The sequence below is a fragment of the Vibrio sp. 2096 genome, assembly GCF_033339595.1.
GTDB lineage: Bacteria > Pseudomonadota > Gammaproteobacteria > Enterobacterales > Vibrionaceae > Vibrio > Vibrio alginolyticus.
On record NZ_JAWOUX010000005.1, the window covers coordinates 245862 to 270556 of the forward strand.

Genomic DNA, 24695 nt, shown 5'->3' on the forward strand with positions numbered 1-24695 from the left:
CGTTTTTCAGCTTTTTAGTTATTAGTTGGTTCGGAGCGAGTAGGGCAGGCGTAAATCGCCCTTTTTACGGTTAGTTTATGTTCTAATTCGAGCCTTTGTTTCAAAGGTTTCGAATTGGAATGCTCAAGTGAGAGGTTTGAACATCAGTTTAATATTAACGAATCTTGAGTAAAGTTGAACGATGATCTAATTAATGCTCATATAATTTACTGTATTTACTTATATTTAATCCATGTGCAACATTTGTCACAGAAATAAAATCCTAACTCCATACAATTCATGAACTTTCGAACGAAGATTTATTTTGTTTCGTTCGCTCCTTTTGTGTTTTTACCATCGCATACAAAATAATGAGGTTCCTATGTTTGGAATATTCAAACCTAAGGCGCACATTGATCGTCTGTCCCCTGGCAGCATCGATAGCACCTACTCTCGCCTCCGTTGGCAACTCTTTATCGGTATCTTTGTTGGCTACGCCGGTTACTATCTAGTTCGTAAAAACTTCAGTTTGGCGATGCCTTATCTTATCGAGCAAGGCTTTAGCCGCGGAGACTTAGGTGTCGCCTTGGCAGCTGTTTCCATTGCATATGGTCTCTCTAAGTTTCTAATGGGCAGCGTTTCAGACCGCTCCAACCCTCGCTATTTCCTTAGTGGCGGCCTATTGATGTCTGCATTAGTGATGTTTTGCTTTGGCTTTATGCCATGGGCGACTGGTAGCGTCACTGCGATGTTCATTTTGCTTTTCTTAAACGGTTGGTTCCAAGGGATGGGGTGGCCTGCTTGTGGCCGAACCATGGTGCACTGGTGGTCACGTAAAGAGCGTGGTGAGATCGTTTCGGTTTGGAACGTGGCGCACAACGTGGGTGGCGGTTTGATTGGTCCACTATTTATTCTTGGCCTGTGGGCATTTAATGATGATTGGCGCACTGCATTTTATGTTCCTGCATTTTTCGCCACGTTAGTTGCTGTGTTTGTTTGGATGACGGTTCGCGATACCCCTCAGTCTTGTGGTCTGCCTCCTATTGAAGAATACAAAGACGATTACCCAGATGACTATGACAAGTCCCATGAACAAGAAATGACAGCGAAGGAAATCTTCTTCAAATACGTCTTCAACAACAAACTTCTTTGGTCGATTGCAATTGCAAACGCATTTGTTTACCTAATTCGTTACGGCGTACTGGACTGGGCACCTGTTTACCTAAAAGAAGCGAAGGATTTCTCGGTAGATAAATCGTCATGGGCTTATTTCTTATACGAATGGGCTGGCATTCCAGGAACACTATTGTGTGGTTGGATCTCTGACAAATTGTTCAAAGGTCGTCGTGCACCTGCTGGTATCTTATTTATGGTGTTAGTGACAGTTGCAGTGATGGTTTATTGGTTTAACCCTGCAGGCAACCCAACAGTAGATATGATGGCGCTTATTGCAATTGGCTTCCTAATCTATGGTCCGGTTATGCTGATCGGTTTGTACGCACTTGAACTCGCTCCGAAGAAAGCGGCAGGTACTGCCGCTGGTCTTACTGGTTTGTTTGGATACCTGGGTGGGGCAGTTGCCGCAAACGCGATTTTGGGCTACACCGTAGACCACTTTGGCTGGGATGGTGGCTTTATCATCTTAGTGGGTTCTTGTATTACTTCTATCGTGTGTTTGATGTACGCCTTTTTAGGTGAACGTGCGCACCACGAGCAAAAAGAGCGCGAGAAGGAAGCGCTAGCGTAATATTTATTTAAAGAGGCAGTGGAATACTGCCTCTTCGCTTTATCAAGGAAATAACAATGAAAACAAAGTCAGTATGTCTTACTTTTTTAGCACTTAGCCTCTCTGCTGGTGCGATTGCGAAGCCGCTTGTCATTGCGCATCGTGGCGCATCGGGCTACTTGCCTGAGCACACGCTAGAAGCCAAAGCACTTGCTTACGCAATGAAACCTGACTACATAGAGCAAGATGTGGTAATGACGAAAGACGACCAGTTGGTCGTGTTGCATGACCATTATCTCGATCGCGTAACGGATGTTGCGGAGCGTTTTCCTGATCGTGCACGTAAAGATGGTCGTTATTACGCGATTGATTTCACTCTGGCGGAAATCAAATCCTTGCGAGTTACCGAAGGGTTCAACATCGATGAGAAAGGCAACAAAGTAGCGGGCTATCCAACCCGATTCCCTATGTGGAAATCTGACTTCACCGTGCCGACGTTTGCTGAAGAGATTGAGCTGATCCAAGGCTTAAACAAAACGCTGGGTTATGACATCGGTATTTACCCAGAAATTAAAGCGCCTTGGTTCCATCGTCATGAAGGTAAGGACATTTCTAAAGCAGTACTTAAAGTCTTGAAGCAGTACGGTTACGGCTCTCAAGACGACAAAGTCTACCTTCAGTGTTTTGATGCGAATGAACTTCAACGCATCAACAGTGAACTCATGCCTGCAATGGACATGGACTTAAAGCTCGTTCAGCTTATGGCTTACACGGACTGGAACGAAACTATGGTGTACAAAGGCGACAAGGCAACACCATACAGTTATGACTGGATGTTCGAAGCCGACGGAATGAAGAAAGTAGCGAGTTACGCGGAAGGAATTGGACCTTGGAAGCCGATGCTGGTGGATGATAAGTCAACCAAAGACAATATCATCATCAAGCCGTTGATGAAGGCTGCAAAAGACGCTGGCTTGCAAGTGCATCCATACACGTTCCGCGCCGATCCAGGACGCATTCCAGCGTACACTGACAGCTTTGAAGGCATGATGGATGTGTACTACAACCAAGTAAAAGTGGATGGTTTGTTTACTGATTTCCCAGATAAAGCGGTCAGCTTTTTAAATCAGTAATCACGCATTTTGCTGTAAGCTAAAAAATCCCCCAACAGTTTCCTGCTGGGGGATTTTTCGTAGGGCTAATTCACGAATGAATTAGTTGTTTTTATGCAGTTCGCTGTTCAGTTCAACCGCGCTCTTGTTAGCAAGACACTCGATTTGACCTGTTACAGAGTTACGACGGAACAGTAGGTCAGAAACACCTGCAAGATCGCGTGCTTTCACTACTTCTACTTCTTGGCCAGCAGAATCTAGCATGCGTACTTTAGAACCAGCAGTTACGTATAGACCTGATTCGATAGTACAACGGTCACCCATTGGGAAACCAAGACCTGCGTTCGCGCCTAGTAGCGAGTTTTCACCGATAGAAACCACAACTTTACCGCCGCCAGATAGCGTACCCATGATAGATGCGCCGCCGCCGATGTCAGAGCCGTTACCAACCACTACGCCAGCAGAGATACGACCTTCAACCATGCTCACGCCAGTTGTACCTGCGTTGAAGTTGATGAAGCCTTCGTGCATTACCGTTGTGCCTTCGCCAACGTGTGCGCCAAGACGTACGCGAGAAGTGTCAGCGATACGAACGCCAGTTGGTACCACGTAGTCCACCATTTTAGGGAACTTGTCTACGCAATCTACGCTTAGTGCACGACCCGCTAGGCGAGCTTCGATTTGACGCTCTGCTAGTTCAGGTAGATCGATTGGACCTTCGTTAGTCCATGCGATGTTGTGTAGTAGACCGAAGATGCCGTCTAGTACCGTGCCGTGCGGTTGAACTAGGCGGTTAGAGATAAGTTGAAGTTTTAGGAAGCCTTCAGCAACGCTTTGTGGCTGCTCGTCAGTTGCAAGGACAACCAGTACAAGTGGTTGTGCTGATTCTGCTGCTTTTGCTGCGAAAGATGCGTTTGCCGCATCGCCGTTTGCTTCAAATGCTGCTGCCAGTTCTGCGCTTTGTGCTGCAGAGATCTCGATAGCTTGGTTGCCTTGCTCGTAACCTGCTACTGCTGCTAGTGCGTTAACAAGCGCTTCGCTTGGGTTAAGAACTGGGTTTGGGAAAAACGCTTCGATGATTTTGCCGTCGCGGTTTTTAGTTGCCGTACCAAAGGCTAGAGAGAAGAAAGCCATAGTTGATCTCCATGTGTTGAGTCTTGTGTCTCGTCTGTTCACTGACAAGAAATAATTAAGTTGTCAGTCATCATAAAGAGAGTGTTGGGGAGTTTAAAGAGGGGAAATGGAGAAAGTCCGTAGATGGATACCTTTTGTCTTTTTAGAGATATGTTTGTCTGATGAGAAATGTGTCGCAAAAGCCTTACCAGACCGATTTTGGGCAGAGACACAGTGAAGTTGTAGAAGGGGGCATCGCAAAAAATAAGGGGAGGACCGAAGTCACTCCCCCTACACTGGGTTTGTTGGATTTACTGGCTTTGGATAGTAAAGCGACAAATCGACTTAGAGGCTAAGTTCACCGACGGCTACTGCAAGTGCAACCGTTGCACCTACCATTGGATTATTGCCCATACCGATGAAGCCCATCATCGCTACGTGTGCAGGTACTGAAGAGCTACCCGCGAATTGTGCATCGGCGTGCATGCGACCCATAGTGTCTGTCATGCCGTAAGAGGCAGGGCCTGCCGCCACGTTATCTGGGTGTAGAGTACGACCAGTACCACCGCCTGATGCCACAGAGAAGTAAGGCATGCCTTCACGGTTACGCTCTGCTTTGTAGATACCGGCAACTGGGTGCTGGAAGCGAGTCGGGTTAGTCGAGTTACCAGTGATGCTCACATCCACTTGTTCTTTATGCATAATAGCCACGCCTTCACGTACATCGTCTGCACCGTAGCAAAGGATCTCACCACGTGGACCTTGGGAGAAACGGCGACGTTCTACTTCCACTAACTCACCAGTTTGGTAGTTGTATTGAGTGCGTACGTAAGTGAAACCATTGATGCGTGAGATGAGGTAAGCGGCGTCTTTACCTAAACCATTCAGGATCACTTTCAACGGATTTTTGCGTGATTTGTTCACGTTTAGTGCGATTTTGATTGCGCCTTCTGCCGCTGCGAATGACTCGTGACCGGCAAGGAAAGCGAAACAGCCGCTTTCTTCATTCAATAGACGAGCCGCCAATGCACCGTGACCGATACCCACTTGGCGTTGCTCTGCCACGCTGCCGGGTTTAGTGCACGCCTGAAGACCTTCACCGATGATGTTTGCTGCTTCTTCTGCTGTTTTTGCTCCGCGGAAAATCGCCAAAGCGGTGCCCAGTGTGTAGGCATCTGCCGCGCTTTCAAACGCGATAGGTTGAGTGTCCATCACTAGTGCTTTAGGGTCGATACCACGATCCATACAGCATTGGTAAGCCGCTTCCAGAGAAGAAAGTTGCATTTCGTCTAATGTGCGACGTACAGATTCAGTAATTGGAGTGTTCATAATCTCTTTCCTCTTGGTGGCAATTATTGTTGGCGTGGGTTAATGGTCGTTACGGCTTCGTCAAAACGACCGTAAGTGCCCGTTGCTTTTTCTGCTGCTTCTGCTGCAGATACGCCTTCGTTGATGGCTTTCATCATCTTGCCTAGGTTGAGATATTGGTAACCAATCACTTCTTTGTTTTCGTCTAGCGCGAGTTTTGTTACGTAGCCTTCAGCCAGCTCCATGTAACGCACGCCTTTTGCTTTAGTTGAGTAGCTAGTACCCACTTGGCTGCGTTGAGTTTGACCAAGGTCTTCCAGTGCCGCACCAATTTCCAAGCCGCCTTCAGAGAAAGCAGATTGAGTGCGACCGTAAACAAATTGAAGGAAGATTTCGCGCATCGCGACGTTGATAGCATCACATACCAAATCGGTATTCAGTGCTTCAAGAATAGTTTTGCCTGTTAGGATTTCTGCGGCCATCGCTGCGGATTGAGTCATGCCAGAACAGCCGATCGTCTCGATCAAAGCTTCTTCGATGATGCCGTTTTTAACGTTGAGAGTCAGTTTTGCTGCACCTTGTTGAGGAGCACAAGCACCAACGCCGTGGCTAAGACCAGAAATCGCGATAACGTCTTTTGGATTGATCATTGCGCCTTCGACAGGGATCGGTGCAGATGCATGAAGATCGCCGCGTTGAATCGGGCACATTGATTGGATTTCGTGTGAGTATTGCATAGTGTTTTCCCAGTGTACGATATCCAGCCTATTTGTCAGACTCAACGGCGTTGACTGCTCTTATTCGCTCCATCAAATAGAAAACTATGTTCAGGAGGTTCATGCGTTTGTTGCCTTGTTGAGTTAACAACTATTTTGGATATCTTTTTAATTTTTGAGAAAACAGGAGCGGGGTTGGAGAAGAGTTGAATTGCTCACTACAGAACTCTCGCTTTCACAACATAAGCGAAAGCACTTCCAACAGGGCTGACCTGTTTTCGTTTCTGTAGGAGTCATTAGCTTTAACAGCGGTTCGAATCTTTCGATTCCGGTGGTACCCCATCACCGAACCCATTTAGACTAGATCTAAGTCACACTAATCTGCAACATGAAATTTAGAGCAATTTGGGATATTAAATCGGTTCTTTATATTCTCAGAGATATATGGAGATAAACGGAAGGAATAAAAAAACGCCGCATAATGCGACGTTTTTTCTAAACAAATGAGAGGCTTATGCAGCGTCTTCTTGCTCGCTATCTTCTTCAACAGCTTCAAGCTTCTTTGCTTTTTTTGGTGCAGGTTTACGTTTTGCACCAAGAGCGTAAAGCACTTCTTCTTTGTTTTGCGCAAGGAACATTGCAAGATCTTCTTGCTTACCTTCGTCTTCTAGAAGTTCACTTTTACCCAGCAGTGAGAATAACTCGTCTGCCATATCCAGCATTTTGTCGTATGCGTCAGCTTCCGCTTTAGAGGTAAAAGTCATTTTCTCTTCTCCATTGCGTTCTACCACGTACTTGACGATTACAGCCATGGTTGGTCCCCTAATTTGGTGTATTGATACTGGCTTTTTATACAGTTTTTGACCAATCAAGTCTAGCGACAAGCCTCAGAATGAGAGACACGTACAACTAACTGACTAGCATTTAAACTATCTTGGTTTCACTTTGCGGATTTGTCCGCCAAAGGAAGGTTTGTTGGTCGCTCCCAATCTTGGCAAAATTCGATAAACGTTCTGAGCAATGGGCTTTGATATTTCTCTTTATGAACCAGTAACCAGAAGCGACGTTTCATATCTAAAGGCATGTCGAGCAGTTTTACGCGGCCGTCACGAATAGCAGGTTCTGCAGACAAACGTGACAAACAGCCCAAGCCTAACCCTGCCGATACTGAGTTGATCAACGCTTCGGTGGTATTGAGCTGAAAAGCTTCATGCCAATGTTCCAAGCGCGGCGCGACAACGCGCATAAAAAATTCGCGTGAACCAGATCCTGCCTCTCGCAATATCCATTCACTGTTTTCTAGCTCGGTTAAGTTTACTGGCCCTTCGTGCGCGGCTGGGGAATTGGGCGCGCAAATCACGCACATTTCATCTTCGCTAAACTGGGTAGACTGCAATTCAGGGTGAAGTGTTTTGCCTTCAATGAGGGCTATGTCTAACTCGTAATCGGTCAGCATGTCGCAGATTTGTGCGGAGTTAGAAATGAACAGACTTTGAGAACGATGGTTCGTTTGCTGACGAAATTCGCTAAGCAAATAGGGCGCGACTTGGTTGCCAATGGTGTCGCTGGCACCAATGCGAAGTTGGCCCGATAGCGCTTGGTCACCATCGAAAATGCTCTCGATGTCCTTGGCTCGGTTGAGTAATTCATCCGCCAGTGGCAGTAGTTTTTGACCTTCTTGGTTCAAAATCAGTCGGTTATTAACACGATCAAATAAGTGATGGCCGATCTGCTTTTCTAATTCTGAGAGTGCCATGCTCACTGCGGCTTTCGATAAAAAGAGACTATCAGAAGCCGCTGTGAGCGTTTTGTGCTGCGTGATCGTCGTAAACACTTTCAGTTGTTTAAGAGAAATGTGACTTGCCATACCCCACCGTTAAGTAATTCTGAACGTTTGTTTTAAATAATTAGATATATCGGAACGAAGTGCAAGCGTATTATACGTCCCATCAAGAGTGAGTCTGGTTGAGGTCATCATGATTCAAAGAACAAAAGCAAAAGTAATGGGAGCACCAACTCCAATGGCGGGTTTGGCTCTTGGTATTGCAAGCTTGGGCTGGAGTTGGGAGAACTTCGCCGAATTACATGGCTACGGACAGTGGATTAGTGCGGGTATCGCGAGCATATTGTTGGCTATATTGGCAACCAAGTTTTTGCTACATAATCATCTATTGAGACAAGATCTTGCTCATCCGGTTGTGGGCAGCGTGGTTCCGACATTTGCGATGGGCACTATGGTGGTATCGAACTCTCTCGGCCATTTTTACCCATTAGCTGGCGATGCGCTTTGGCTGATTGCGGTGGTTTTGCACATCGTATTCTTGGTGAGCTTTGTTTACCATCGCGCCAAAGATTTTGAATTGCACCACATGGTTCCTAGTTGGTTTGTACCGCCTGTGGGTATCATCGTTGCGGATGTGTCTTTCTCTGGCAACCCGATGCTAGCACCAGTGGCACAAGGTGCATTGATGTTTGGTATGGTGGCGTACGCGATCATGTTGCCGATGATGATTTACCGTTTCATGTTCACCCATGAAATTCCGGATGCAGCGAAACCAACAATGGCAATCATGGCAGCGCCAGCAAGTCTATCATTGGCAGGGTACTTAACGGTCACTGCGACACCATCACCAGTGATCATCGCTATGCTATTTGGTATCGCGGTATTGATGACAGCCATCATATATCTCGCGTTCTTTAAATTGCTTAGACTGCCATTCAGCCCTGGCTATGCAGCGTTTACCTTCCCGATGGTGATCGGTGCGACGGCGCTGTTTAAAATGGCGAATTGGATGGAGTTGCAAGGATTGGCTGCGCACTATGTTCAACAAGTGCGAGGCTTAGCTGGTCTTGAGTTGATTGTGGCAACATTTGTTGTCTCTTATGTGGCCTTACAATACATCAACAACTTGTTGATTCAGCCACGCTTGATGCACGCTCATCACGCTTAAATAGCAGATAGGAAAAAGCCTCTTGGTCTTACAACCAAGAGGCTTTTTTATTTCAATCGGCGTCGATGTTGGACGCTAGCCTTTTTTGTAAAATCGCGACATCTCATCCAGAGAATGACGAATGATATCGACAGGAACTTTCTGTTCTTTCTCGACTTTTAACTGGCGATTCAGTTGCTGAGAGTGCCCGCCAGGGTTGACCACAAGCATCAGTTCTTTGCCGACCAATGCATAGTTGTAGTAGCTGCCTGCAATATACCAATCGCGAGAGGCAGAGCTATCAAACAAGTTATGACCAACGCTGTATGAACTCGTTGTGCCTTGAACGTCAAACAGCGTATTCATCATGGTTGGCACGACGTCAAAATGGGTCGTGCGGTAATCAACTTGCTCTGGCTGACGATTTGGCATGTACACGTAAAGAGGCACATGCACTTGAACGTCACTGTAATTACCCGTGTGGCCCCAATAGTTCATCTTATGGTCATTAAACTCTTCACCATGATCTGATGAAATCACCACAATGGTATTGTCTAAGTCGACGTTTTTCAGCACATCACCAATCAAGCTATCGATGTAGTACAACGAGTTTTTGTATCGATTATGGTAAAGCGAAGCGTCAAAATCGTTGTTGAGCAAAATGTGGTCAACGCGTTCCCAGTATGGTTTGAATTTCGCAAATTCAGGCTCGGGAAACACCGTACCGTGGGCGGCATCGTAGAACAGAAAACCAAAGTACGGTTTGTCGCTGTCCTGCTTTTGGAACTCGATGAACTTGTCTGTTATCTGCTGATCGCGCTCGACTGCTGTTTCCCCAGTTTGTTTCAGGGTCAAGTCCGACACTTTTTTGAATACCGTGCGAGAGAGTGGCGGGCTGGTGAGCGGTGCTGAGCCAAAAATGCCCATGCGGTAGCCTTCTGCTTGCAGCGTATCCATAAACACAGGAGAGCGTTGGCTTGCGTAAAAGCTTTCCCAGTAGGTTGTGGGCAAGCTGTAAAATAGGCTGAAAATACCCGCTTGAGTTGAGTTGCCGCCGCTCATATGTTGTGTGAAATTCACCGTTTTTTCGGCGAACTTGCTGACATTTGGCATGACTTCCAGCGTCGCATCACTGTAGCGCCACGCGTCAACCAAGATAAACAAAACATTGGGCTGTTTCTCTTTGCTTTGCACTTGAATCGGCGCAAGCGGGTAGTTGAGTGAGCTACGTTCAATGTTGGTTAACTCTACGCGGTTCTTCGATGCTATGCTCTCATCCACTAGGTCGTGTTTGTAAATAAATTTACGAGCCGTCAGCGGGTAGTAAAGTGGCCAGTTATTCGAAAACTGACTGACTTCATCGTCGTAAAGTGCGTTTTTGTACGCATGAATCATCTGCGTGCTAAGCAATACAGCAAACCAAACGCTGATCAAAACGAACTTAGCTCGGCTTTGTGCCAGTTTATTACTTACCCAAACGGTACAAGCGAGCCCGATCACCAGAACGGCAACTTCACTGACGAAGATTAGCCAACTCATCCACGAAATATCGAAGACATCACCGCCACCTTCGAAAAACATACGGATTAATAGGGCGTTGATGTGAAGTTTGTATTGCTGAAAAACGAGGATATCGACTTTAAACATGATCAATAGACAGATCGCGATAGCGATCACGATACCTTTGAATGCTCGAGTCGGTAGAAAAGAGAGCAATAAACTCAACAACATAAATGGAAGAGCGATCAAGCCCAGCCAGCCATATTGAGTCGAAACCAAATAGTAACCTTGCAACAAGGTTAGCGGTTCATTCTGATTGTTAGACAACACAAAAGGATAACAAGCGATCGACAGGTACACTGCAAAGCAAGCAAAAAAAGCAATCAGCCAAGCGCTGTTGGAAGACAGTTTGCGAAACATACTTTTTGTTTGTTTATAAATTATGGGTAGAGGGAGTATAAAACAGTGTTTTTTATTATGGAATAGTTGCGACGAATGTCACATTTTGTATGGAAATGTCAGACTTGATTGACATGTGAAAATTCAGAAGATTCATACTCTATTTGAGTGATATATAACCTTTTGTTTTTTCCGAACGCGAGATCACTGCGGGTTTAAATGGGGCTGTGCTAAGCTAGCTAACAGTTTCAATCGGCGCTCGGTATTCCCAATTTGTTTACTGTTTATCACTCCAACCAAGTTGACGTTCTTAAATCACTCCTTGTCGAACTGATTCGAATCAGTCCGCTGGAAAACCCGTTCGAAAAAGAACAAATTCTGGTTCAAAGTCCAGGCATGTCCCAGTGGCTAAAAATGGAATTGGCCAAAGAGTTTGGTGTTGCCGCGAACATTGATTTTCCGCTCCCTGCGACTTTCATTTGGGAAATGTTTACGCAGGTATTGCCAGACGTGCCAAAACGCAGTGCGTTTAACAAAGAAGCGATGACGTGGAAGTTGATGCATTTGCTTCCGGGGCTTCTCAACCAAGAGGTGTTTTCGCCGTTAGCGCAGTACCTCAAAGATGACATTGACCACTCTAAGCTGTATCAGCTGGCTGAGAAAATTGCCGATATTTTCGATGGTTACTTGGTGTATCGTCCGGAATGGATCGCAAGTTGGGAAGCTGGGCAGAGTGTGCCAGAGCTGGAAGATGAGCATCCGTGGCAGCCGATCTTATGGCAAGCGTTGTATGATCACACTGTGTCATTAGGACAGTCTCCATATCACCGTGCCAACCTTTATGAGCACTTTATCGACACGTTAGAGAGTTTTAACGGCAATTTTGACCATTTACCCAAGCGTTTGTTTGTTTTTGGCATTTCTTCGTTGCCGCCTCGCTATATGGATGCGCTAAAAGCAATTGGTGAACACATCGACGTGCATCTGATGTTCACCAACCCGTGTCGTTATTACTGGGGTGAAGTTCGAGATCGCAAATATCTGGCTCGTTTGGCGGCGAAACATCGTCAGCACGTTGTGTGGCAGGACGATCACTCGGAAGTGCAAGGTGAAACTGAGCAACTGAAAGGATCACTGGAAGATAATGTGATCGATGAGCTGCACACCGATGTGGTCGGAAACAGTCTGTTGGCGTCCATGGGTAAACTCGGGCGCGACAATATGTATCTGTTGTCTCAGCTGGAATCTCATGAAATTGAAGCCTTTGTTGATGTTGAGCGCGACAGTCTGCTCCATCAATTGCAAGCGGATATTCTCAATCTTGAAGAACATCAAGATGACCAACAGATTGAAAACAGTCATCACAAACAAGTGGTTAGCTTGGGTGATAAATCACTGAGCCTACACGCTTGTCACAGCCCGATGCGTGAAGTGGAAGTGCTGCATGATCAACTATTGGCGATGTTCGATGCTGACTCAACGTTAAAACCGCGCGATATTATCGTGATGGTCGCGGACATCAACGCTTACAGCCCTGCGATTCAGGCGGTCTTTGGTAACGCACCGGGTGAGCGTTTTATTCCCTATTCGATTTCTGACCGAACCGCCGATCAAGAGAGCCCAATTCTGGCCGCATTTATGCAGTTGGTGAACTTACCCAATACGCGCTGTTTGGCATCAGAACTACTCGAACTTTTGGAAACTCCGGCGATATTAAAGCGTTTTGAACTCAGCGAAGATGATTTCTTACAAGCCAAACAATGGGTTGAGGAATCGGGGATTCGCTGGGGGTTGGATGCCAATACCGGACGCGAATTTGAACTGCCGGAAACCCGTCAAAACACATGGCAATTTGGTATTCAACGCATGTTGCTTGGCTACGCGATGCCAGAATCCGCAGGTTTGTTTGAAACCGAGCAAGGCAGTTTATCTCCGTACAACGAAGTGCAAGGCATGGGTGCAGAGCTGGCGGGCAAGTTGGCACACTTTATCCAACAAATTAGCACTTATCGAAGCAAACTTTCTCATGTTCAGACTATTGATGGTTGGCGAGAGACTTTGGTTTCACTGCTGGATGACTTCTTCTCAGTTGAGTTAGAAGGCGAAATGGCGCTCAAATCCATTCGCGATACGCTCAGCCAACTCAAAGAGCAATTAGCTGATGCCGCATTTGATGATGCGTTGTCGCCGTCGATCATCAGCCAATACCTTCAAAACAAATTATCTGGCACACGAGTCAGCCAGCGCTTCCTGGCTGGTCAAGTGAACTTTTGTACCCTGATGCCGATGCGCTCTATTCCGTTTAGAACCGTTTGTCTACTGGGGATGAATGACGGCGTGTACCCACGCTCCATGCCGCCAGAAGGCTTTGACTTGATGACCGGAAGAACCAAACCGGGCGACCGTTCGCGTCGAGATGATGACCGTTACCTATTCCTCGAAGCAATGCTATCGGCACAGCAAACGCTCTACATCAGTTATGTTGGCCGTTCAATCCAAGACAATACCGAGCGAGTACCTTCGGTTCTGGTTTCTGAGCTGATGGAATACTGCCACCAAAACTATTGTTTAAGTGGTGATGAAGCGTTGCCCGTTGATGAGTCTGGCGACAACTTATTAAATGCGTTGGTGAATACCCACGCCATGGTGCCGTTTAGCCCAAGTGCGTTCCAAGGCATGCACGCCAGCTACGCGAAAGAGTGGATTCCAGCGGCATTAACTCAAAGTAGTCAATCGCAAGGCTATGTTCGTCGTGATTTTAATCGGGCATTAGACGACTATCTGTTAGGAGCGACGTTCCCACTTGAGCTCGACTTAGTCGAGTTGCAACGTTTCTGGCGCTTACCTGTGCAGTATTTTTTCAATCGTCGTTTAAAAGTAATCTTTGAACCGCCACTACCGGTGATGGAGGACGACGAACCCTTTGTTTTAGGTGGTTTGGAGAGCTATCAAATGCGTGATGAGCTGTTAGAAACCTTGCTTGAAACGACATTGATGCAGCCAGAGAAAAAAACAGAGGTACTTAAACACTTTATGAGTCAACAGCGCGCGCAAGGCAAACTGCCGGTGGGGGCGTTTGGTGATATCGAATTTGAAACTAACCGAGTTCAGGCGGAAGAGCTGGTGGATAAACTGGCGTTTTTATCTGGTGCGCCTCAAGACGATTTGGAAATCGACCTGACGTTTGATTCCTTGTTTGAGCGAAATGAAGGCGAAGAGAAAAACGTTCGCCTAACAGGTTGGCTGACTCAATGCTACCAATCCGGTTTGATTCGCTATAGAAGCGGTAAGATTCGCTCGCAGGATTACCTTGCTGCGTGGATCGATCACCTTGCCATGTCGGCGTCGGGTCATGCTAAGAAAACTCACATCATTGGTTACGATCGTAAAGAAGGCGCGCTGCATTTGATCTACCCAGAAATTGCCGATGCGCAGTATGCCAAACAGCTACTGACTGAATTAGTTCGCTTATTTTTCGAAGGCATGACTAAGCCTTTGCCTTATTTCCCGAAAACGGCGTTGGCTTGTGTTGAAGCGGGCTTTAGCCGCGGTCAGTGGGTAGATTACGAAGAGAAATCTTTGAAGAAAATGGCTGACGCATTCAATGATGGCTTCATGAGCCCGGGCGAAGGCAGTAATGCGTACATCTCTCGAATTTGGCCTGCTTGGAATGATGAGTTGGCCTCAGAAGTTCGTTTGCTGACAGCATTAGTACTGCAAGGTGCGCGCTTAGCGGTTCAAGACGCTGATGATGTAAAAGCGTAATAAAGACAGCTGGATAAAGAGAAGGAAGAGTAGGGTGGCCGCCAGAAAATCATTATTTTTTGTAGGGCGTTCGCTGTACGGCCACAAGGTCAGAGGGACCATGATACTTTTGTTTAATTCATTTGAGTTGTGCCGCCAAAAAGGTTTGGCTTATCTCGTGGGGCGCATACTAACGGTACGTCTTATGGATAACCGTGAGAAAGATCTCACAAAGCTCTAAATTATCCAACTTGTTAAACATATTAATAGAATTTTTAACTATAGATCACATTTATTAGGTGATACGTCCTAGTAAATAATCCGGAGAGATTCAGCGTTATGGATCAAATGTCAGGTGCAGAGTGTCCTCTACATACGTTAGACCGCACAGAGCAACCTCAACCAACGCCACTAGAACCGATGACGTTTCCTCTGCACGGTGCGAGGTTAATCGAGGCATCAGCAGGTACAGGTAAAACCTTCACTATTGCAGGTTTATATCTGCGTCTTTTGCTTGGTCATGGCAGCGCGGAAACTCGACATCGCGTACCGCTTACGGTCGACCAAATTCTGGTTGTAACCTTTACCGAAGCGGCAACTGCGGAATTACGCGATCGTATCAGGGCAAGAATCCATGATGCGCGAATCGCGTTTGCGCGTGGACAGAGTTCCGACCCGGTGATCCAACCTTTGCTTAATGAGTTTGACGATCACAAGCAAGCCGCAGAAATTTTATTGCAGGCAGAGCGTCAGATGGACGAGGCGGCGGTCTACACCATTCACGGTTTTTGCCAACGTATGCTAACGCAAAATGCGTTTGAATCTGGCAGCCGATTTAATAACGAGTTTGTGACCGATGAAAGTCACCTAAAAGCGCAAGTTGTAGCCGATTACTGGCGCCGCAATTTCTACCCGTTGCCATTTACCTTGGCTGGAGAAATTCGCCAGCTATGGGGCTCTCCATCTGCGTTGTTGTCTGACATCAGCAATTACTTAACTGGTGCGCCGTTAAGCCTTTCTGTTCCAGCAATGAAAGGCAGTTTGGCTGATCTTCATACTGAAAATTTGAAAAAAATTGATGAATTAAAAGCACAGTGGCGAGAAAGCCAAGATGGCTTCTTAACGCTGATTTCGTCTTCAGATGTAAATCCGAGAAGTTACAACAAAAAGTCTCTGCCGACGTGGTTGGAGGCGGTAAGCGCTTGGGCTGCAACGGAAACTACAGGTTACGATTATCCAGACAAGCTGGAGAAATTCGCGCAAAACGTCTTGTTGGAAAAAACACCGAAAGGCAGTGCGCCGCAGCATGCGGTATTTGAAGCCATTGAAACATTTCTTGCCAATCCAATCAGCTTAAAAGCGCCACTGCTTGCTCATGCGATTGAGCATTGTCGTGCAATGCTGGCCAACGCGAAAAATCAAAAACAGTGGCTCTCTTTCGATGATTTGCTGACGCAACTTTCTGCTTCTATCGATACGGACGAAAGCGAGCTTTTAGCGGCGCGTATTCGTACTTTGTATCCCGTCGCAATGATTGACGAGTTCCAAGATACCGACCCGCTTCAATACAGTATTTTCAGCCGTATTTATCTGAATAATCCGGAATGTGGTTTGTTTATGATCGGTGATCCCAAGCAGGCGATTTATGGCTTTCGTGGCGCAGACATTTTCACTTATATCAAAGCGCGTAACCAAGTAAGTGCCCACTATACGTTAGGAACCAACTGGCGTTCTAGCGCAGATATGGTGCAGGCGGTAAACCAAGTATTTGCTTTGCCAGACAGTCCATTTATCTATGATTCAGATATTCCGTTCTTACCCGTTAAGTACAGTCCCAATGCCGAAAAGCGCATTTGGACTATGGGTGGCCAAAAGCAACCGGCGCTGACTTATTGGTTGCAAGAAGCGGACGATAAACCGCTACCAAAAGGCGAGTATTTGACTCGAATGGCAGAGGCGACTGCAAGCCAAATCCAAACTATTTTGACGCAGGCTCAACAGGGGCAAGCGTGTCTGGTGAATGGCGAAAAACAGAAAGCGGTTCAAGCGGGCGATATCGCGGTGTTGGTTCGAACAGGTAGTGAAGGTCGAATGATCAAACAAGCGCTGGCTGAACAAGGCATTGCCAGCGTGTACCTGTCTAACCGAGACAGTGTGTTTACCAGTTCAGTGGCGCAGGATCTACAGCGTTTGCTGCAAGCGGTGCTGACTCCAGAAAATGACCGTGCGCTGCGTGCAAGTCTTGCCTCTGAGCTGTTTGCCCTTGATGCAGCAAGTTTGGATGCACTTAATAACGATGAAATTGTGTGGGAAAACGCCGTAAACGAATTCAAAGAATATCGCAAACTTTGGGTTCAGCGTGGTGTGCTGCCGATGCTGCGGGCGGTGATCAGCAAACGCCATATTGCCGAGCGATTACTAGAAGAAGGCGCGAGTTCACAGGGTGAAAATGGTGAGCGAGTGCTTACCGATTTAATGCACATCGGTGAACTGCTTCAACAAGCCAGTAATGAACTGGATAGCGACCACGGTCTGCTGCGTTGGCTCGCTCAGTCTATCAGTGATGCGGAAAACGGTTTGGGCGGCAGTGATGACCAAATCCAACGTTTAGAATCGGAACGTAACTTAGTACAGATCGTGACTATTCACAAATCAAAAGGCTTGGAGTATGACCTCGTATTTCTACCGTTTGTGTTCAGCTATCGAGAAGCCAGTGAAGCCAAATATTACGATGCAGCCAATGACCGCACGGTACTGGATATCACTGGCAACGATGCGTCCATGAAGCAAGCGGATAAAGAGCGTTTGGCGGAAGACTTACGCTTGATATACGTGGCATTAACGCGAGCTGTGTATGCGTGTTTTATCGGTGCCTCACCGTTGCGCAATGGCCGTTCGACCAAAGAGCCAACTGGTGTACACCGCAGTGCGATTGGCTATTTGATTCAAAATGGTCAAGAAGGTGGTATTAACGATTTGCACCAAGGTTTAACAAAGCAACAAGACGAGCTTGATTGTGTCGTTGTGGCCGATCCGCCGCAGCAACTCGAAGAGAAGTACGTAGCGCCACAAGAAGAAATATACGATCTTAGCGCGAAAGAGCTGCAAAACCCTATCGACAGAAACTGGCGCATCACCAGTTATTCTGGCTTGGTCAAGCAAGGCTCTCATCACGCCGAGCATGATGCCACGATTGAGATTACGGGTTTTGATATCGACTCATCTGAAGAACAAGACGAAGCGGATTTGGTGGAGCCAGAGCGTTCTATTTTTACCTTCCCTCGTGGTGCGCGTCCGGGTACGTTCCTGCACAGCCTTTTTGAGGAAATTGAATTTACTCAGCCAGCCACGACGGAAGAGAATACACAAATCATCCTTGGCTTGATGGAAAGCGAACAGCTAGATGAAGAGTGGTTGCCCATTTTACAGCAATTGATTGATACCGTACTCGCAACGCCGTTGGATGGTAAGTCTTTGCTGCTGAATCAAAAAGAACCGTCGCAACGTTTGGTGGAGATGGAATTTTTGTTGCCGATTGAAGTGTTGTCTGCACCGGCGCTAAACCGAGTCATTCAACGTCACGATCCGTTGTCGGCGAAAGCGGGGGATTTAGGTTTCCAAACCGTGCAAGGCATGCTTAAAGGTTTTATCGATTTGGTGTTTGAACATCAAGGTAAATACTATGTACTTGACTGGAAATCTAATCATCTTGGCGACGATGTGACGCACTACCATGGTGAGGCTCTGAAATCGGCCATGGCAGATCACCGCTACGATTTGCAGTACCAGATTTATGCGTTAGCACTGCATCGTTTCCTACGCAGCCGATTGGCGAATTATCAATATGAGCAGCACTTCGGTGGTGTGTATTACTTGTTCTTGCGCGGTATGGATGGGCAGAGTGACCACGGCATTTTTGCCGCGAAACCAACCTTAGACTTCTTACAAGAGATGGATCGTTTGATTGATGGTCAAGCACTTGAAACGCGCTCAACTCAAGCCGGGCAGATGGAGCTACTTTAATGACGACAAATCGCAATCTTCATTCTGGCCAAGATAGTCTATTGGTAGTGCTGGAACGCTTGGCGCACAAAGGTGCTATTCGTCAGCTCGACTACCAATTCGCCTGCTTTATTGATTCTCAAACGCATGATGAACAGTCGGACAGTCAAGCATTGGCGTTTATCGCGGGTGTTGTCAGTAGTGAGCTTGGTAAAGGACATATCTGTCTGTCTCTGTTCGATGCACAAGGGCAATCTACGGATTTAGCCAGTAAGCTAGGGCTGTTTGGTGAGTCGGCATTGGCGCTCAACACACAGTTGCAAGGCATAGACTGGATTCAAGTATTAAAAAATTCCACAGTGGTCGGCGCGCAAGGAGAAGCCTTGCCTTTAATGTTCGATGGTGAGCGTCTGTATCTGCATCGCTATTGGCATTATGAAGTGACACTGGCGGAAAAGCTCAATCAGTTGGGCGCCGCAGTTAACTTGCAACCACAAGAGTTTGCGCGATTATCGGAGTTGCTCAACCATCTGTTCGCACGCCAATACCATTTTCTGTTTAACGCGTTGGGCAAAGCAGTAGAAGCGGGAAGCAGCAATCAAGTGTTGCGTCAGCAATTGGTGTGTGACCACCTTGATGTGGTCGCAAGCGAATCGTTGGATTGGCACGCCATTGATTCCGTGCTTAGCAATGCGCGCAAGGTTCAGGATTTACAAACACTGGATGAACTCGTGCCACTCTCGGCTTGCGTGAACTGGCAAAAAGTTGCGGCGGCGGTTGCGTTAACTCGTCGATTTGCTGTGATTTCTGGTGGCCCTGGTACGGGTAAAACGACGACAGTAACCAAATTGCTTGCTGCTTTGATTGAACAGGCGACACACGAGAAAAATCTGACCATTAAGCTGGTGGCCCCGACGGGGAAAGCGGCGGCGCGATTAACCGAGTCCATTGGTAAAGCAGTGCAAGAACTGCCAGTTTCTCCGGAGCTAAAAGCCAAAATTCCGACTGAATCGAGTACCTTACATAGGTTGCTGGGCGCGATTCCTAATAGCGCAGAATTTCGTCACAACAAGCAAAATCCACTGCATTTGGATATTTTGGTTATCGATGAAGCGTCGATGGTCGATTTACCGATGATGTACAAAGTGGTCGATGCCTTACCGAAACATGCGCGGCTGATTTTGTTAGGTGATAAAGACCAACTTGCCTCAGTTGAAGCTGGGGCAGTGTTGGGTGATATCTGTTCGTTCCATGCATTGGGTTATGGCAAAGAGCAGGCGTCAGCCATCGCAAAACTGACGGGTTTCGATACTTTAGCGCATACGGGTAACAGTGCATCTAGCATTGCTGATAGTTTATGTATGCTGCAAAAGAGCTACCGATTTGACGCTCGCTCAGGCATTGGTCAGTTGGCAAAAGCGGTTAACTCAGGTTCTGCTGCGAGCGTAGATAACGTCTGGGCGCGTGACTTTTCTGACATCGAACATTTCGCGCTAAGTAGTCAACATTACAACCAAATGATGCAGACGTTGGTGCAGGAATACGGTCGTTACCTCAAACGCATTGGACAACAGGAAACTGATCCTAAAACCGGAAAGCCAGAGTCGCTAACGCACAAAGCCAAAGCGGTGTTAGATACTTTCAACCAATGCCGACTGCTGTGCGCGATCCGTGAAGGTGACTTTGGTGTGGCTGGGCTAAACCAGCGCATCGAGAAAGCGCTCGCGGCGCGCAAGTTCATTCAAGTTCAGGATGAAATTTGGTATCACGGCAGACCCGTCATGGTTACGCGTAATGATCACGGTTTAGGTTTGTATAACGGTGATATTGGTATTTGCATGCGAGATGACACTGAAGAAGAACCGCGTTTGAAAGTCTTTTTTGAGTTACCTGACGGCAGTGTGAAATCGGTCTTACCGAGCCGAGTACCTGAACATGAAACGGCTTACGCCATGACCATCCATAAATCGCAAGGCAGTGAATTTGATTACACCCTGATGATTTTGCCACCAGACTTTAGCCCGATATTAACCCGTGAGTTGATTTACACAGGCATTACCCGCGCGAAAAAGCGTTTAGCTCTTTACGCCGAACTTAATGTTCTGAAGCGAGGCATTAAGGTGAAAACCACTCGTGCGAGTGGGTTAGTACAGCGGCTTACTAACTAAAACAAGAAGACCGAGCTTATGGCTCGGTCTTCTTTTATGCATGTTTTGCAAACGCATTGGTAAAAGACACGCTGCGTATTTTGTATTGCTGTTGATAAGCAAGAATAAAATCTCGGATAGCGTCATTTACGGGGAAAACACAGTGGACGTCTAGGCCTTCTAAAAACTGATTGTCAGCCATATCCCAGAAGCTTTGAAGCGAATTACAAATGATTGTTCTCATAACAGTGCTCGTCTCGGCTTATTTAAAGTCAGATTAACAACTGTCCTTGGTGTGCAATACGGAGCTAACTAGTTTTTAATTGCCCAGTATTTTAGGGTGAAGGCTAATTACATCACCTAGATCCATTCGTATTGGTTAAAAACCAATCACTAGCGAGCAGAGTATAGCCAACCAAATGTATATTTAAAAGATAAAATTGGAACAAAAATCAAGCAATGGTTTGCGCATTTCTAAGTTGGGTTTACATGATGACCCGCTAGTCCGGAGTAGGGTTTATGTGTGGCCTTACTCCTAAACAAACTCGTTCCTAAACAAGCTCGATGTGCAGGGTTGAGCGTGAATGAACTGAATCCTGCCCTTTGAGGTTAGTTGGTATAGTGGAACGTCAAGTTTCGCTCCCTGATTTAAGGTTAAGCTATAAATCTAACGCTAAGATTTTGGACTTACGCTGGAAGTTATATAACCCTTGTTTGGCTCCAGGCAAATAGTCGACACTGACTTCGTAAAAACCTTGCTCTCTGAACCAATGCAAACTGTGTGTCGTGAGGACAAAAATTTGATCAATGGTTTCGGATTTAGAACGATGTTTCATGTAGTTGAGCAGTAACAAACCTCGGTTGCCATCACGATAGTCAGGGTGAATCGCTACGCAAGCCATCTCAGCTTTACGCTCTTCTGGGTATGGATAAAGGGCAGCACAGCCAATAATCAAGCCGTCTTTTTCGATGATGGTAAATTTTCCAATCTCTTGCTCTAGCTGCTCTCGAGAGCGCCTAACCAGTACACCTTGTTCTTCTAACGGGCGAATGAGGTCTAAGATACCGCCAATATCGTCAATATTAGCTTGCCTCACTTGTTCAGCACTCGCCATAACAACTTGGGTTCCGATGCCGTCGAAAGAGAACAACTCCTGAATTAGGGCTCCATCCACTTTATAGCTGATCAAGTGGCTACGAGGCACTCCGGCACGACAAGCGGCAATAGATCCTTTAAGAAAGCGCAGTGTTCCAGTGTTGTAATCTAGGTCAGGAGACGTATTTTCAGAGAGCGTTTTGATGACATGCTCCGCCTCAATTGGTAGTAACTCGGCGACAGCATTGCCGTTGTCATCAATGACACCTTGTTCGGAGCAAAAACCAATCAGCTTATCCGCACCCAGCTTTATCGCTAGTTGGGTGGCGACTTCTTCCGATAATAAATTGAAGCACTCGCCAGTCACAGAGCTAGCAATGGGACCTAGCAGAACAATTGAACCTTGATTAAGAGTGCGGTTGATAGCATCGGTGTCAATGCGGCGAATGCGTCCACTATGGCAATAGTCCACACCATCATCAACGCCGAGTGGCTGAGCAATGATGTAGTTTCCGCTAACGACATTGAGCTGGGTGCCTGCCATCGGAGTGTTGTTGAGGCTCATTGATAGGCGCGCAGTAATCGCAAGTTGAAGTTGTCCGGCAGCTTGCATAACAACAGATAAAGCCGATTCATCCGTAATGCGGATATTTTTGTGGTAAGGCGTAGTGAGGTCTTGTTTTTCTAGCAGCTGATTAATTTGAGGACGTGCACCATACACCACCACGACTTTGATTCCGAGGCTGTGCATGAGTGCGATATCATTAATAATATTGCCAAAATTTTTGTGTGCGACGGCTTCTCCGCCCAGCATGATCACCATGGTTTTTCCGCGGTGAGCATTGACATAAGGTGTTGATTGACGGAATCCTTTTACGAGAGCAGTACTACGAATTTTCACTACAGCCATTCCTTTGTTTAATTATGTTAAAATAATGCCTTTTTATTCACTTGGTGGCAAGGTGAAATTTTGGAATAAAGCACAAACATATTGAGGTAGGTTCTTGGTCCCGTTAAAAGGGAAGGTTACAATGGGTGCGTCTTTCCTCAATACGTGAACCTCATGTCTTCTGCTGTTAATAAGAATGCTGCGATCACTGCTTCAAATCTGTCAAAAACGTCATCTAAATCAATGCTTCGTAAGTGGCTAGAGCGTTCTCTCATGCTTATAGCGATAGTTGGAACCGTTGTCGTGTGCATGCTGTATAGTGATTTGATTACTCGAACCATTAATCCGCCCATTCCCAAATCGATAATTTATGGTCGCTGGGTTGAGCAAGATGTTGCGCCTTATGCTCGTGAAGAATTTGTGTTGAGTGAGCGCGGTGTTACCGTAAATGGTTCTACAGTGGCGACCAGTTTTGAATTCGATGGGGATTCGTTTTCGTATCGAGTGGGTTCAAATGAGCGGCACTTCAATTTTGTGGGTAAGCAGCATGCAGAAATGAAGCTGGATGCTAATGCACATTATCTACCTGTATTCCGTTTAGAGGGGCGTGCAAGGATTGCGGTAAGATAGTCGTTTTTATTATTGTCTCTTAAGCTGACAGCTTTTTCGTCTGTGAGTCACATGGATGATCACAATTTCATCTCTCAATCAGTAAATCTTACTTTCAAACATAATCCGGACAATTCCGTAATTCTTCCGCTGCTATCATGTTGTATTAACTGAATGAATTCACAACGAGTAAACGGATTGGCTTAGCGTTGAAACATTTTGTCGTTGCTTTTCAATTGCACCGTATGCATTTGTTTGCCATCCTTTTGCTATTCTCTTTTACGGAAAAGACACGTGTTAAAAAAACTCCTTCCTATTATCTCTTTGAGCCTACTCTTTGGCTGTGCTCAACAAAATGATCGTGCTCAGCAATATCTTGATGGTGAGTTTCCTCAGATCCTCAATCAAGTGGATGTGGTTGAGTCTAACAAACCACGCGATTTTACTGAATTTAACAAGCAAGCTGAGCAAGTGGTGATAAAGTCACCATCCATGGCGAAGATATACCAACCGCTATATCAACGATTAAGTGAGTGGGCGCAACAGAGCGGAGATACCAGTGCGTTGAGTGCGTTTGGCATTCAAGCCGCGCAATTGGGTGGTGGTGATAAAAAAGGTAATGTGCTGTTTACCGGATACTTTTCTCCCGTGATGGAGCTGCGTCATACACCAAACGACATTTTTAAGTACCCAGTTTATGGCAAGCCAAACTGCTCATCAGATTGTCCGACTCGTGCGGAGATCTACAACGGGGCATTAGATGGCCAAGGTTTAGTGCTAGGTTATGCGCCTAACCGTATTGACTCGTTTATGATGGAAGTGCAGGGCAGTGGCTATGTGCATTTTGAAGATGATGATACGTTGGAGTACTTCGCGTACGCAGGGAAAAATAATAAAGCTTACGTTAGTATTGGCCGCATTTTGATTGAACGTGGTGAAGTGCCGCGTGAAAAAATGTCTCTCAAAGCGATTAAAGAATGGGTAATGGACAACGACGACGCAACAGTACGCGAGTTGTTGGAGCAAAACCCTTCTTACGTCTTCTTTGCGCCAAAAGCGGAAGCGCCAGTAACGGGATCGGCTGGTATTCCTTTGTTGCCAATGGCCGCGGTCGCGGGTGACCGTTCTATCTTACCAATGGGGACTCCAATCTTGGCGGAAGTGCCACTGCTGAATGCCGATGGTACGTGGAGTGGTGCGCATCAACTGCGAATGCTGATCGTTTTAGACACTGGTGGTGCGGTAAAACAGAACCATTTGGATCTGTATCATGGCATTGGTGCGAGAGCAGGAACGGAAGCAGGGCACTACAAGCATTTTGGTCGAGTTTGGAAACTTGGGCTGGAAAACTCACCAACTCAAGCGCCTTGGGCTTTGCCGCCAGAAAAGCTACAATAGCCATCCAAGAAAGAGGAACCGCCTCTT

At 46.5% G+C, this 24695-nt stretch carries 16 protein-coding genes and 1 riboswitch; of the genes, 8 read left to right on the plus strand and 8 right to left on the minus strand.

The genetic code is table 11. From position 1 onward, the window contains the following. The first annotated feature begins 361 nt into the window (after positions 1-361). On the plus strand, positions 362-1726 hold the full coding sequence (gene glpT, locus R7Q41_RS12290; protein WP_005380199.1) for a glycerol-3-phosphate transporter: 1365 nt from the start codon (positions 362-364) through the stop codon (positions 1724-1726). Positions 1727-1782: 56 nt separating this feature from the next. Then, positions 1783-2838, plus strand: a complete 1056-nt coding sequence (gene glpQ, locus R7Q41_RS12295; RefSeq protein WP_005380201.1) for a glycerophosphodiester phosphodiesterase — start codon at positions 1783-1785, stop codon at positions 2836-2838. A gap of 81 nt (positions 2839-2919) precedes the next feature. Here the strand turns inward: glpQ and dapD are convergent, their stop codons facing one another. The 5 genes from dapD to R7Q41_RS12320 form a co-directional block, all read right to left on the minus strand. Continuing rightward, a complete protein-coding gene (gene dapD, locus R7Q41_RS12300; RefSeq protein WP_086047014.1) occupies positions 2920-3951 on the minus strand; it encodes a 2,3,4,5-tetrahydropyridine-2,6-dicarboxylate N-succinyltransferase in 1032 nt (343 codons plus the stop codon). A gap of 324 nt (positions 3952-4275) precedes the next feature. Beyond that, positions 4276-5259: a GGGtGRT protein gene (locus tag R7Q41_RS12305; RefSeq protein WP_086047013.1), complete on the minus strand. Its 984-nt coding sequence runs from the start codon at positions 5257-5259 to the stop codon at positions 4276-4278. Between the two features lie 23 nt (positions 5260-5282). Further along, positions 5283-5975, minus strand: a complete 693-nt coding sequence (locus R7Q41_RS12310; protein WP_005450903.1) for an iron-sulfur cluster assembly scaffold protein — start codon at positions 5973-5975, stop codon at positions 5283-5285. Positions 5976-6234: 259 nt separating this feature from the next. After that, positions 6235-6310: riboswitch (Fluoride riboswitch) on the minus strand. A 156-nt stretch (positions 6311-6466) separates the two neighbouring features. Next, entirely contained in the window at positions 6467-6766 is a 300-nt protein-coding gene (locus tag R7Q41_RS12315) for a YebG family protein (protein ID WP_005380208.1), read from the minus strand. 128 nt (positions 6767-6894) lie between these two features. Beyond that, the gene (locus R7Q41_RS12320) at positions 6895-7821 is read right to left on the minus strand and encodes a LysR substrate-binding domain-containing protein (protein WP_005391712.1); all 927 of its coding nucleotides are present in this window, start codon (positions 7819-7821) and stop codon (positions 6895-6897) included. Between the two features lie 109 nt (positions 7822-7930). Between R7Q41_RS12320 and R7Q41_RS12325 the strand changes: the two genes are divergently transcribed. After that, positions 7931-8905: a TDT family transporter gene (locus R7Q41_RS12325; protein ID WP_017636010.1), complete on the plus strand. Its 975-nt coding sequence runs from the start codon at positions 7931-7933 to the stop codon at positions 8903-8905. Between the two features lie 75 nt (positions 8906-8980). On the opposite strand, the gene R7Q41_RS12330 is transcribed toward R7Q41_RS12325, so the two are convergent. Further along, entirely contained in the window at positions 8981-10804 is a 1824-nt protein-coding gene (locus tag R7Q41_RS12330) for a DUF3413 domain-containing protein (RefSeq protein WP_318144512.1), read from the minus strand. A gap of 252 nt (positions 10805-11056) precedes the next feature. On the opposite strand from R7Q41_RS12330, the gene recC reads away from it, so the two are divergent. The 3 genes from recC (at position 11057) to recD (ending at position 20697) form a co-directional block, all read left to right on the plus strand. After that, positions 11057-14548, plus strand: a complete 3492-nt coding sequence (gene recC / locus R7Q41_RS12335; protein WP_213917211.1) for an exodeoxyribonuclease V subunit gamma — start codon at positions 11057-11059, stop codon at positions 14546-14548. Positions 14549-14875: 327 nt separating this feature from the next. Then, positions 14876-18550 (plus strand): exodeoxyribonuclease V subunit beta, encoded by a 3675-nt coding sequence (recB, locus tag R7Q41_RS12340; protein ID WP_213973343.1) that lies wholly within the window; start codon positions 14876-14878, stop codon positions 18548-18550. Next, positions 18550-20697, plus strand: coding sequence for an exodeoxyribonuclease V subunit alpha (gene recD / locus R7Q41_RS12345; RefSeq protein WP_318144513.1), 2148 nt, complete (start codon positions 18550-18552; stop codon positions 20695-20697). The genes recB and recD overlap by 1 nt, the downstream gene beginning before the upstream one ends. Before the next feature lie 34 nt (positions 20698-20731). Here recD and R7Q41_RS12350 read toward each other — a convergent pair whose 3' ends face one another. Together R7Q41_RS12350 and argA are read right to left on the minus strand one after the other, a co-directional pair. Continuing rightward, positions 20732-20920, minus strand: coding sequence for a hypothetical protein (locus R7Q41_RS12350; protein WP_005380230.1), 189 nt, complete (start codon positions 20918-20920; stop codon positions 20732-20734). A 415-nt stretch (positions 20921-21335) separates the two neighbouring features. After that, positions 21336-22673: an amino-acid N-acetyltransferase gene (gene argA / locus R7Q41_RS12355; protein ID WP_262628037.1), complete on the minus strand. Its 1338-nt coding sequence runs from the start codon at positions 22671-22673 to the stop codon at positions 21336-21338. A 162-nt stretch (positions 22674-22835) separates the two neighbouring features. Here argA and R7Q41_RS12360 point away from each other — a divergent pair, with 162 nt between their 5' ends. Beyond that, positions 22836-23291: a DUF2850 domain-containing protein gene (locus R7Q41_RS12360; protein ID WP_054576300.1), complete on the plus strand. Its 456-nt coding sequence runs from the start codon at positions 22836-22838 to the stop codon at positions 23289-23291. A 273-nt stretch (positions 23292-23564) separates the two neighbouring features. After that, entirely contained in the window at positions 23565-24668 is a 1104-nt protein-coding gene (mltA, locus tag R7Q41_RS12365; protein WP_017636015.1) for a murein transglycosylase A, read from the plus strand. Positions 24669-24695 lie beyond the last annotated feature (27 nt).

Bases quoted from the DNA above. Each gene is read 5' to 3' on its own strand.
- glpT (WP_005380199.1), top strand. From the start codon at position 362: ATGTTTGGAATATTCAAACCTAAGGCGCACATTGATCGTCTGTCCCCT.
- glpQ (WP_005380201.1), top strand. From the start codon at position 1,783: ATGAAAACAAAGTCAGTATGTCTTACTTTTTTAGCACTTAGCCTCTCT.
- dapD (WP_086047014.1), bottom strand. From the start codon at position 3,951: ATGGCTTTCTTCTCTCTAGCCTTTGGTACGGCAACTAAAAACCGCGAC.
- R7Q41_RS12305 (WP_086047013.1), bottom strand. From the start codon at position 5,259: ATGAACACTCCAATTACTGAATCTGTACGTCGCACATTAGACGAAATG.
- R7Q41_RS12310 (WP_005450903.1), bottom strand. From the start codon at position 5,975: ATGCAATACTCACACGAAATCCAATCAATGTGCCCGATTCAACGCGGC.
- R7Q41_RS12315 (WP_005380208.1), bottom strand. From the start codon at position 6,766: ATGGCTGTAATCGTCAAGTACGTGGTAGAACGCAATGGAGAAGAGAAA.
- R7Q41_RS12320 (WP_005391712.1), bottom strand. From the start codon at position 7,821: ATGGCAAGTCACATTTCTCTTAAACAACTGAAAGTGTTTACGACGATC.
- R7Q41_RS12325 (WP_017636010.1), top strand. From the start codon at position 7,931: ATGATTCAAAGAACAAAAGCAAAAGTAATGGGAGCACCAACTCCAATG.
- R7Q41_RS12330 (WP_318144512.1), bottom strand. From the start codon at position 10,804: ATGTTTCGCAAACTGTCTTCCAACAGCGCTTGGCTGATTGCTTTTTTT.
- recB (WP_213973343.1), top strand. From the start codon at position 14,876: ATGTCAGGTGCAGAGTGTCCTCTACATACGTTAGACCGCACAGAGCAA.
- recD (WP_318144513.1), top strand. From the start codon at position 18,550: ATGACGACAAATCGCAATCTTCATTCTGGCCAAGATAGTCTATTGGTA.
- R7Q41_RS12350 (WP_005380230.1), bottom strand. From the start codon at position 20,920: ATGAGAACAATCATTTGTAATTCGCTTCAAAGCTTCTGGGATATGGCT.
- R7Q41_RS12360 (WP_054576300.1), top strand. From the start codon at position 22,836: ATGTCTTCTGCTGTTAATAAGAATGCTGCGATCACTGCTTCAAATCTG.